Here is a 9,687-nt window from a genome sequence, read left to right as displayed (position 1 = left end):
AAGCTGTGGCGCCCAGGGCCGCGGAGGCGATCGCGCAATTCTGGGCGCACGCCACATTTTTTGAGCACGCTCGCCTGGAGCCCGTCAAGGGCTGCTGCGGGCGCGAATAGTTGCACGGCAAGCGGGTATCGGTGGCGATGGGAGGCAAAGTGGCCGGACTCCGGCGCCGGCCCGATTATTGTGTGGTCAGGCGTTCGTCCAACGAAAAGTGAGGGCACACATGAACACGGTGCGGAAATCTTCAGCGACCGCTGCGACCGTACTGGGGCTGCTGTCACTGTCGAGCGCCGGAATCGCGCACGCCACCAACCCGACCTACTTCTACAACAGCGACAACACCATGCAGGTCAGCTATGGCGAGGGCGGCGGGGCGATCTTCGCGACGATCACCGACCTCCAAAACCCACCGGGCGCCATTGAGGTCTGCCAGTATCACGCCGTGGGAGTTCAGGGCACGCCCGCATTTCCTTACAACAGCCAGACGACGGTCAACGGCCCGAACCCTTCTGCGCCGATAACGATCATTTTCCAGCAACTCGGCGGGCATTACTCCGTCGACGTGACCTGCCAGGGCACGGGCAATTCGGCGGCCTTCTCCCCCGTCATCTATTGATCCGCAGCTCCGACACGAGCTGTCCCAAGTCGCCACTTAATGCCTGACCAGGCGTTAAGGTGCTGCTCATGAGCACCAATAGGTCAGCCAGCGGGCGGGGTCGCTGGTTGGCTTTCGGGGCGACCCTCGCCATTGCTGCGGGCATGTTCTACGCCCAGCGCACCGAGACGCCCTGCTGCGACCGAACGCCGAGAGCGGTGGCGTCCAGCGCCAGCCCGGTGGCCCATCAACAACCGCCTCCGCCGATAGCGCCGCTGCGACTGGCCAGTCCCGCCGAACTGAAATCGCTGACGGCCGACGCGCCCACCGCCGCCCAGAGTTTCACGTTCGCGCTGCCGGCCGGCGTCGCGCCCGAGAATGGCCTGCAGGTCAAGACGATCTGGGCGGCTCGCGCCATCAGCCTGTTGTTTCCGCAGATCACCACCATCGGCGGGTACCGCCAGGACGCGCTGAAATGGCACCCCGATGGGTTGGCGATCGACGTGATGATTCCAAACCACAACTCGCCCGAAGGCATCGAGCTCGGCGACCAGATCGCCGGATACGCGCTTGCCAATGCCAAGCGGTGGGGCGTCGAACACGTGATCTGGCGGCAGAAGATCTACCCCGGACTCGGCAAGCCGAGCTGGACCGCGAACATGGGCAACGAAACCGCCAACCACTACGACCACGTCCACATCGCCACCAATGGCGGCGGCTACCCGACCGGCCACGAAACCTACTCGATCGGATCGATGACGCCGACGCCGCCGGCCTGATCGGAGGCAACAACGGCACAAGCACGGGATGGCCGCCGAACGCACGATCCTTCGGGGCACCACCGTCGTCGACGTCCGGGACGGCAGCAGCCGTCGCGCGGTCGACATCACCATCGACGACGGCAGGATCGCCGGAGTCACGCCGACCTCCGACGAGCATTCCAATCGCGTCACGGTGATCGATGCGCGAGACACCTACGCGGTACCGGGGTTCTGCGACATGCACGCTCACCCGCTGGCAGGACGCCGCGACCCCGAGCCGGCACTGCGCTTGATGCTTGCCTGCCCCGCGGCGATGTGCAGCACCTACCGCAACCTGTACGCCCGGCAGCTGCACCTGGTCCGAGTTTTCGACGAAGAGGGCGTCCGCATGCTTGCCGGCAGCGATATCGGCGGATCCGGCTGGGAGATACCGGGATTGGCCCTCTATCAAGAGTTCGACCAGTTGGCGGCGGCAGGTTTGACACCGCGGAATTCCTGGGCCGGACCGACACCATGGGCACGGTCGAACCCGGCAAAAACGCCGACCTCGTCTTGCTGCGGACCGATCCGTGGGCCGACGTCGCGAACCTTCACGACATTGCCGGAGTCATCCGGGCCGGTCGGTACTACTCCGCCGCGGCGGTCAGCGCGACGATCGAGCGCATCGCCGAAACGCACGCCGCAGTGTGATCGCGCGGTCGGTAGACTGGTGCGACCCCCAGAACCATGGAGAAACATGACACGTCCGGTCTTCCGCGCCATCCCCGTCGCCGCCTTCGGTATCCCGGCTGCCGCGATGATCCTGGCCGCGCCCCTCGCTCACGCGCAGACCGCCATCGAGGATTCCTGCAAGGCTTCCGGCGGCGAGTACACCCAGAGCCAGGTGAGCGCGCATTTCGGGCAAGACCCGAGCCTCTTCGAGGAGTGCTGCACCGGCACCGGGCCGTCGAAGAAATGCGTGGACTACAAGGACGGCGTCCAAGGGCCTACCTACGGCGGTTGAGCCGCCAGGCTGGATGACTATCGCCTGACCTGACTCGCCATAGGACGAGTCGATGGAAACGTCGCGCTGATCGAGGACGGGCCCAACGCCGGCGACCCCTCCACGTGGAGTTGATTTCGGCCTACCCGTCAAGCAGACCGCTTGGCAGGCAAGCAAATCCGTCGCGTTGATGCCCAATCCGCTGTTTGGCGGCAACGACTCGGGCATGCACCCACACCAATCGCTGTGGAAGGACGGCGTGCCGCTTGCTACGAAAGTGACGGGTATGCCGGGCTGTCCGACGTCGCGCGGCACTAGATCGGCGGACTGCTGTGTCACGCGCCGTCGCTGCTGGCCTTCACTAACCCGACGGTCAATTTCTACAATCGCCTGGTCCCCGACTACGAAGCATCGATCAATTTGGTGTACAGCCAACGCAATCGCTTCGCCTGCCTGCGGATCTCGATCACCGGCGACAACCCGAAAATCAAGCGACTGGAGTTCCGCTGCCCCGACGCGTCGGGCAATCCGTATCGCTCGTTCGCCGCCGCCGAAATAGACTGTTGCGCAATCGGATTTGTCTAGAGTGTGCGGCTTACCGCGTCGGAACCGCCCCGCTGCATTGGTAGGTCAGCGGACTGCACAGCACCGGGTCGCCACCCGTGTTGCCGCCGTAAAAACCTGGCGTATCCCACGTCTGCTGAAGTGGCCCGTTCCATGAGTGGCCTCCGCACGTCGGGTCCGAGCTGTCGAAACAGCCGGGATCTGCTGCTGCTGTCGGCGCGAAGGCGATGGCCGCTGCGGCGGCGAGGATGATTGCGGTTCTCATGGGACCGATTGTGCCACCCGCTCGCGCCCGCAAGATCTTCGCGCACGACGCGGCAGTCAACGCAAGCAACGCTCTGAGCTGCGGATTCACGTCGCAACCAACGCAGCAAACAATGCCATAAGGCCAGCACGTATCCGGCGTTGTATTACGACGTGTAAAGCAGGTGAACACTCGGTGCTCTGCGCCTTGTCGGCCGTCGGCGGAACGTACAGTGGGTTCACAGCTGTTCGAAGGGGCAGCGTTGATGATTCCGGGTTAGCGTTGAGAAACCCCGACAGCATCAGGAGGCTCGCCGTGAGCAACTACCTCGTGACTATCGAGTTCGACGACGGGGCGCTTGCGATCACGCAGTACTCGTCAGCGAGTGATGTGAGATCCAAATTGGCCGAAGTCGTCCGAGACTTGACCGATGAAGACGGCATCGAGCACTTCCGGAGCGTGACCGTCACTCAAGCCGCCTGAGCGGTCACTCGACCGGGTCGGGCGCCCACATCGGGAGGCGCACCTGCGGCCGGCGGCTGGAGCACGCAACCGCGAGCGCGATCGCACTCTGCCCGGTGTTTGTGGTCAGCGGAGGCGGTTGCCCCTTGCGCAGAGTCGCGCGATTCTGCGGCAACAGGTTCGACCCGCGGTTGTCACCCAGACGAAATATTGGGGGCGATCGCGTCGATGACTTCCGGTCGGTCCGGCTGGGGGTGAGATCGACGAGGTCCCGTGCCCGCCCGGCGCCGGTCTACAGCCGTGAGGGTCGGCGTTCCAGCGGTGCCAGTTGCGCTGCGGACGGTTCCACGATCCGGCAAAAGACCCATCAGTGGATACCCAGTTGGTTGCATTCCAGGATGAACAGATCGACCGGCGGATCCGTTCCGTGCCGGTGCAACTCCTGGCCCTCGCTGGTCGAATAGAAGTGGTCGTGCTGAACTTTGACACACCGTTGGAGCTTGTGTTGCCCGGAGTCATACCACAGATACAGCAGCGACACGATGACCACTGAGGTGACAACGACTGGCAGGAAGACTCGTCTTCTCATGTCTGACAGACCTTACGGCTAGTGGCGGTGACATGCGGGACCGGCCAGAAACGGCTGTTGCGGTGCGCGGCTTAGCGGTGCTTTATGCGCTGGTGTCCGGTGGTTCGTCGCGGTCTCTAAGCGGGGTCGACGAAAACCGCTGGCTCCCCCGACATTCCGGCCACGACGGCCGCAAGTTGGTTGGGCTTGCCGATCAGCCCGGTTTGCAACTCGGACTCGCGTTTGAGCGCCGCGGCGGGGTCGTCGCAGGCCCAGGTCTCGTCGTAGAGGCGCTTGGCGGCCCGCACGGCGTCCGGAGACTTCTGCGCGATCTCCTCTGCAAGTACTAACGCCGACACCAACGGGTCGTCGCTGTTTCGTGTGACCAAACCCAGCGCCAATGCCTCACTGCCAGAGACGATTCGCCCGCTGAACGTCAACTCCTTCGCGACGTCGATGGGAAGCAGTCGCGGCAGCGTCTGCGTGATGCCCATGTCGGGAACGAGGCCCCACCTGACTTCCATGATCGACAGCTTTGCGTCCGGGGCAGCAATCCTGATGTCGGCGCCCAGCGCGATCTGCAAGCCACCACCGAAGCAATTCCCGTGAATCGCGGCGATCACCGGTGCCGGCACCAACGACCAGTCGTAGGCCACCCGCTGGGCGACGTTGGCCGGCCGGTCGCCCTCGCGCTCCAGGAGCACGCCGGTACCACCCTGGCCGGACATGAAGCTGGCGATGTCCAGACCCGAGCAGAAGCTCTTCCCCTCGCCGTGTAACACGACCACGCGCACCGAGGCATCGTCCGCCAGCTGCGCTGCGGCATTCGTCAGGCCCTCGAACATGGCCCGGTCGAGCGCGTTGTGCTTGTCGGCGCGCACCATCGTCACCGTTGCCACACCAGTGGCGCCGATCTTCACCTGAACTCTGTCCTCGGCCATGTTGGGGAACTTACCGCAACAGCTGGTAGCCGCCGGAGCGATCACCTGGGGGCCGACGCGCTCCGGATCACCCGGGAAAGGCATGGCCGATCGCGCCGCGCGAACCGCTACTCAGTAGCGGTAGTCAGCCGGCCGCAGACTGCCGCGTCGGCCCGCTCCGTGAATGGACAGCGCGGCCGGCACCATCTCGCACGTCACCACACCATGTTGGGCGGTCAGCTCGTCGACAATTTCGAAACTTCGTGCAATCGATGCGGGAGTGTCCACGATGACGGTGACCACAGGAACCTTGCGAACTACCTGGAATAGTCTGTCGCCGTGCGGTCTTCGTTCGCTGCGGAAGCCCCACACCCCGCGCATCGCCGTGGCGCCCTGCGCGATTTGCGACGCTAACAGCCGGTGGACGATCTGTCGATGAATCGGCGCGCCGTCGTAGGTGTCACCCTCGGTGGTGTGCACCATGAGCTTCTGCCACAGTGGGCGGCCTTGGTCGTCGGTGGCCGGCAGATCGCGCGGGGACCCCAGCAGTTCTCCTTTACGCTTGCACAACTCGACGCGCTCAATGGTCAACAGCAGTTTCGGCACCAACGCATTGAGTTCCTTGACCGCCCCCGCTACCAGGTCTGGGCTTCCCACGGCGACGATCATCATCGGAACGTTGACGTTGCGGCTCAAGAATTGGGCACGGTAACGGACGCCCTGCGCGGTGCCGTCGACCCCCAGGAGAGTTGATGCCACGGCGAACCCTCGGCGGTACAGCGCGTCGCAGATAGCGCGAAACGCGGGGACGCGACCGACACGCACCGTGCGGCCGACATAGACGCTGAGCTTGATCGCGTCCCATTCGCCGGCGCTGGCAAGGTCGGGAACGACGCCACCGCGCACCAGCTGCGCCCGCTCCAGGGTCAGCAGCCCGCGCCCGGTCATAGCCGCCACTTCGTCGACCAATGGGGTGATGGCGGATTGCACGTCGACGGCGTAGATCACCGCCGGCGGGTCCTCCGACAAGGTCAGTGACTCATCGCTGCGCAGCACCCCCACCGGCCCGAAGCTCGAGATGCCGCGAAGCATCACGCTGGTCGCGACCTTCCGCTCGTCGAACAGATCCAGGATTTGATCGGCCAAAAACGTCGGCCGGGAACCGCCTTCACCCTCAGAGATGGTCCGCTGGCGCTCAGGGAAATAGGCACTGAGTTTCCAAGCCGCTTGTGTCACAGTGTTTCTCCGATCGGGTGGCCAAATGTGATGGCAGCTATCCATTGACCGAGCAGTGCGCCGATAAGGCCCAAGAACAGACTGATGGCAATGTTGGCGATGGCATCGCCGATTTGGCGTTCTTCCTGGAGCCGTTGGGTTTCCAGCATCCAGGTGGAAAAGGTGCTGTAGCCGCCGATCGCGGCCAGAGCGTGGTCACTGAGTCCGAAGGAGAAGCCGGTCACCAGGCCCATCAGCATCGAGGCACTGACGTTGACCGCGAGTGTGCCGAAAGGAAACGACCGTTTGACTCTGCGGCCCACTGCCCCGTCCACCAGGAAACGCAGTACTCCACCGGCGCCGCCGGCGATCAACACGGCTAACGTGATCGCCACCATCACACCCGCGCCCGCCGGACAAGGGCCGTGGCTATGTAGACCGCGACCAAACCCAGTGTGATGCTAGCGACCGCGTAACCCGCCGCCAGGACGTAGGCGTGGTGTTTGATCATCGCCAGAATCTCGACTTGCATCGTGGAGAACGTCGTAAAGCCACCGCAGACCCCTGTTCCCAGGAAGGGCCGCCGGTAACTCGATACAGGTAGCCGCTCCAGCAGCCGAGTCGTGAAGTAGCCGATCAAAAAGGCTCCGGCGATGTTGGCGGTAAATGTCGACCACGGCCACCGAGTCGCCGCGGGGGCAGGCACGATGGCCGTCAGCACATCGCGAGCCAAAGTGCCCACGACGCCGCCGGCGAACACAGCGGCAAGTGCCCGATAGTCATAGCGCGCCAATGCCGGGGTTCCTTTCGTGTCGATGGCCGACGGGACTCACCATCTGAACCGTTGTTTCTGCTCGTTAACCTCGTCGGCGGTCATCAATCCCGCGTCGGCGAACTTGGTGAGCAGCGATTGCGCGAACGCGGCGACCATTCCGTCTATTTCGTCGGCGATGGCGCGCGGCGGGTTGGCTTGCGCCTTCTGTTGGCGCAGGTTATCCGGGTGGATGAACCTGATGCGCTGCTCGCCGCTGCGCGCGGAGCCGGTGCCGCCGACCGCGCGTCCGGCCGCACCGGCGAGCGCCATGTCGGTGAACCAGTTACTGGATGCATCTGCGGCCATCTCGGGTGCCGCACCCGCGGCGGTGATCGGCAGCGTGTAGGCGGCGGGCCGTACTTCCGGTGCCGCGACCGTCCACGACGAAGGAACCGAAAGACGGCCGATGGTGGTGGCCGGATCTGAACTCACTGCTGCCGGTGGCGGCGGCGGTGGCGGCGGCGCGCCAGAGGGTTCGAATAAGGCGTTGGGTCCACCGAAGATCCATTGCTGCAGCATGGCTGCGCCCGGCCCGGTGCCGGTGTAGGGCTCCTTGCCTTGAGCAAAATCACGGTCGGCGTTGATCAGCAAGCCTCGATAGGTCGTACCCACTGAGGTGAACGATGCCGTTGCACTGGTCGAAGACGCCGCCGCGGCGGTGCTCGCGGCCGGTATGTCGACCGCCGTGAGCGGGATGATGATCGCGGTCAACAACGTCAGTAGGGCGGCGGGGTCCACCGCGGTCGGCGCCGACGCCAGAGCTTGCAGCGCCGCGGGTGCGGCTGACATCAGCTGCGAACCGCTCGACGTGATCGACTGGCCCGCCGCGGCGGCCTGACCGCCGACGCCGGCCGGGTTGGTGGTCGGCGGCGGCGAGGTGAACGGCGTCAAGGTCGACGCTGCGGCCGAGGAACCGGCGTAGCCGTACATGGCCGTGGCGTCCTGGGCCCACATCTCGGCATAGTCGGCTTCGGTGGCCGCGATCGCCATCGTGTTCTGCCCGATGATGTTGGTTGAGATCAACGTCGCCAGCAGGCTGCGGTTGGCCGCGATGGCCGGCGGCGGCACCGTCATCGCAAATGCGGCGTCGTAGGCGGCGGCGGCGGCCTTCGCCTGAGTCGCGGTGTGCCCGGCTTGCGCTGCGGCGGTGGACATCCACTCTAGATACGGGGTGGCCGCCGCGACCATCGACGCCGCCGACGGCCCGGTCCAGGGTCCGCCGGTGAGCTCGTCGATCACCGTCCGGTAGGACCCCGCGGTGGAACCGAGCTCGCTGGCCAGGCCGTCCCACGCGGTGGCTGCGGCCAGCATCGACCCCGAACCCGGGCCGGCATACATTCTGCCTGAGTTGACTTCCGGCGGTAACGCTGCGAAATCCATTGCACCATCTCCCTTTATCCGGTTGCCCTGCGCGTGTCGCGCTGAGTGGTAACGAATGACATTGACGGTCCTTCCGATAGGTGCCGGGTGCGTTGGATGTGCCGTGCGCGGCGGCCAGCGATCGACTCGCCGCAGTTAGCGCGGTGGTCTGTGCGCTCAACGGCGCGCGCTCAACCGGTCGTGGGTCCTTAATCGCGGTGATTGAGTCGAAGATCGACGCGCACCGACGTCCTGCTCGTCGCTGTCGTGTGCGGACATGCTGTTTGATCTCCCTTTCGCGCACACAGCACCGGATCTGACGAACTCGGACACCGCTTTTCTGAGATTTGACAGCACGATACCGTGGCCGATGTGGTCATCGTGTCGAGTTAGCTTGTTAGAGTGCTGATCTCGTCGACCGGAGTCCTGGCGGCACCGACGGATGACCAGGTCGCGGTCTATGCTGAGCAGCAGGGTTCGCGCGAGGTCGAACAGTGACCGGATGCGTGACCGGGCCCGAGACGGGCGTTTGCCTTGTGTGAAAGCGAACGCCGGAGATCGGCTTCCGCGAATGTGGTTGCCGCATTTGTCAACTGAACTCACTGCACCCCCTGCACGACGAGTCGAGCAGGAGCCATCAGCCTTGCCGGCGGTTCGGGTCGCGCTCTGCAACCCCGGCGGAGATCCATCGCCTCGAGAGCCAGTGTAGACGACGTCGCCGGCCTGGTCTGCGCTATTGTGACACTGACGTCGTGAAGCGCTTTCTCGGGCCACCGTGGCGCGTCATTGAGGATGCTCGACGGGGTGGTCTGGGTCAAGTTGGCAGTGTCCTGGTCGGGTGCGTTGCCGGCAGGACGGCCCTTCGATGATCAAGGTGTTCGCAGTGGCGGTCGGTCGGTCGATCGCTGATTGGGCCAGCAGGGTGTCGGCGGTCATGGTCAACCATTCGGCGGGTTCTCGGCTGGAGGTCGTGTTGGCGCGGTAGCGTTCGAGGACGATTTCGTAGAAGTCGCTGGTCTCGGTGGCGCCGAGTGGCCTGAGTGCAAAGTCATCGATGATGAGGACGTCGATGGTGGCCAGTCGGAGGCGGATTTCGGCGAGCGGATAACGTTCTCTTGGAACATGATCGGCGAATGCAAGCCGCTCTCGATCGTTACGTTGCGGCGAGAGGTCCGCGCAATCCTGATGTGCAGCTGCGCACCGTCA

Annotated in this window: 11 protein-coding genes, 2 pseudogenes and 1 riboswitch; of the genes and pseudogenes, 5 read left to right on the top strand and 8 right to left on the bottom strand. The window is 64.6% G+C overall.

The features are described 5' to 3' along the window. Window positions 1–220: 220 nt before the first annotated feature. The 4 genes and pseudogenes from ABDV69_RS18905 to ABDV69_RS18890 form a co-directional block, all read left to right on the top strand. Window positions 221–613: a hypothetical protein gene (locus ABDV69_RS18905; protein WP_343577133.1), complete on the top strand. Its 393-nt coding sequence runs from the start codon at window positions 221–223 to the stop codon at window positions 611–613. A 68-nt stretch (window positions 614–681) separates the two neighbouring features. Beyond that, window positions 682–1,371, top strand: a complete 690-nt coding sequence (locus ABDV69_RS18900; RefSeq protein WP_343577131.1) for a glycoside hydrolase — start codon at window positions 682–684, stop codon at window positions 1,369–1,371. A 28-nt stretch (window positions 1,372–1,399) separates the two neighbouring features. Continuing rightward, window positions 1,400–2,356: a hypothetical protein gene (locus ABDV69_RS18895; RefSeq protein ID WP_343577128.1), complete on the top strand. Its 957-nt coding sequence runs from the start codon at window positions 1,400–1,402 to the stop codon at window positions 2,354–2,356. 127 nt (window positions 2,357–2,483) lie between these two features. Further along, window positions 2,484–2,884 (top strand): annotated as a pseudogene (locus ABDV69_RS18890) (type I glutamate--ammonia ligase); the annotation flags it as partial. A gap of 46 nt (window positions 2,885–2,930) precedes the next feature. Here ABDV69_RS18890 and ABDV69_RS18885 read toward each other — a convergent pair. Beyond that, the gene (locus ABDV69_RS18885; protein WP_343577126.1) at window positions 2,931–3,164 is read right to left on the bottom strand and encodes a hypothetical protein; all 234 of its coding nucleotides are present in this window, start codon (window positions 3,162–3,164) and stop codon (window positions 2,931–2,933) included. 174 nt (window positions 3,165–3,338) lie between these two features. Here ABDV69_RS18885 and ABDV69_RS18880 point away from each other — a divergent pair, with 174 nt between their 5' ends. After that, on the top strand, window positions 3,339–3,626 hold the full coding sequence (locus ABDV69_RS18880) for a hypothetical protein (protein WP_343577124.1): 288 nt from the start codon (window positions 3,339–3,341) through the stop codon (window positions 3,624–3,626). A gap of 346 nt (window positions 3,627–3,972) precedes the next feature. On the opposite strand, the gene ABDV69_RS18875 is transcribed toward ABDV69_RS18880, so the two are convergent. The 7 genes and pseudogenes from ABDV69_RS18875 to ABDV69_RS18845 form a co-directional block, all read right to left on the bottom strand. Beyond that, the gene (locus ABDV69_RS18875) at window positions 3,973–4,194 is read right to left on the bottom strand and encodes a hypothetical protein (protein WP_343577121.1); all 222 of its coding nucleotides are present in this window, start codon (window positions 4,192–4,194) and stop codon (window positions 3,973–3,975) included. A 116-nt stretch (window positions 4,195–4,310) separates the two neighbouring features. Further along, window positions 4,311–5,114 carry a crotonase/enoyl-CoA hydratase family protein gene (locus tag ABDV69_RS18870; protein ID WP_343577120.1) on the bottom strand — a complete coding sequence of 268 codons (804 nt, stop codon included), beginning with the start codon at window positions 5,112–5,114 and terminating at the stop codon, window positions 4,311–4,313. Between the two features lie 111 nt (window positions 5,115–5,225). Continuing rightward, entirely contained in the window at window positions 5,226–6,329 is a 1,104-nt protein-coding gene (locus tag ABDV69_RS18865; protein ID WP_343577119.1) for a DUF190 domain-containing protein, read from the bottom strand. Beyond that, complete coding sequence (gene crcB / locus ABDV69_RS18860; RefSeq protein WP_343577134.1) at window positions 6,326–6,706, bottom strand: fluoride efflux transporter CrcB; 381 nt, start codon at window positions 6,704–6,706, stop codon at window positions 6,326–6,328. The genes ABDV69_RS18865 and crcB (ABDV69_RS18860) overlap by 4 nt, the downstream gene beginning before the upstream one ends. After that, entirely contained in the window at window positions 6,706–7,101 is a 396-nt protein-coding gene (gene crcB / locus ABDV69_RS18855) for a fluoride efflux transporter CrcB (protein WP_343577117.1), read from the bottom strand. The genes crcB (ABDV69_RS18860) and crcB (ABDV69_RS18855) overlap by 1 nt, the downstream gene beginning before the upstream one ends. 36 nt (window positions 7,102–7,137) lie before the next feature. Then, window positions 7,138–8,502 (bottom strand): PPE family protein, encoded by a 1,365-nt coding sequence (locus ABDV69_RS18850; RefSeq protein WP_343577116.1) that lies wholly within the window; start codon window positions 8,500–8,502, stop codon window positions 7,138–7,140. Between the two features lie 600 nt (window positions 8,503–9,102). Then, window positions 9,103–9,183, bottom strand: a riboswitch (Fluoride riboswitch). A gap of 81 nt (window positions 9,184–9,264) precedes the next feature. Further along, a pseudogene (locus ABDV69_RS18845) lies at window positions 9,265–9,579 on the bottom strand (ATP-binding protein); the annotation flags it as partial. Window positions 9,580–9,687 lie beyond the last annotated feature (108 nt).

Source organism: Mycobacterium sp., from assembly GCF_039583785.1.
In the GTDB taxonomy this organism is placed as follows: domain Bacteria; phylum Actinomycetota; class Actinomycetes; order Mycobacteriales; family Mycobacteriaceae; genus Mycobacterium.
The sequence above is the reverse complement of the archived record's forward strand: the minus strand, read 5'-3'. Positions and strand labels throughout refer to the sequence as shown.

Excerpts from the sequence above, each read along its gene's own strand:
- crcB (WP_343577134.1), bottom strand. The coding sequence starts at position 6,706 with ATGGTGGCGATCACGTTAGCCGTGTTGATCGCCGGCGGCGCCGGTGGA.
- ABDV69_RS18875 (WP_343577121.1), bottom strand. The coding sequence starts at position 4,194 with ATGAGAAGACGAGTCTTCCTGCCAGTCGTTGTCACCTCAGTGGTCATC.
- ABDV69_RS18895 (WP_343577128.1), top strand. The coding sequence starts at position 1,400 with ATGGCCGCCGAACGCACGATCCTTCGGGGCACCACCGTCGTCGACGTC.
- ABDV69_RS18870 (WP_343577120.1), bottom strand. The coding sequence starts at position 5,114 with ATGGCCGAGGACAGAGTTCAGGTGAAGATCGGCGCCACTGGTGTGGCA.
- ABDV69_RS18900 (WP_343577131.1), top strand. The coding sequence starts at position 682 with ATGAGCACCAATAGGTCAGCCAGCGGGCGGGGTCGCTGGTTGGCTTTC.
- ABDV69_RS18905 (WP_343577133.1), top strand. The coding sequence starts at position 221 with ATGAACACGGTGCGGAAATCTTCAGCGACCGCTGCGACCGTACTGGGG.
- ABDV69_RS18885 (WP_343577126.1), bottom strand. The coding sequence starts at position 3,164 with ATGAGAACCGCAATCATCCTCGCCGCCGCAGCGGCCATCGCCTTCGCG.
- ABDV69_RS18850 (WP_343577116.1), bottom strand. The coding sequence starts at position 8,502 with ATGGATTTCGCAGCGTTACCGCCGGAAGTCAACTCAGGCAGAATGTAT.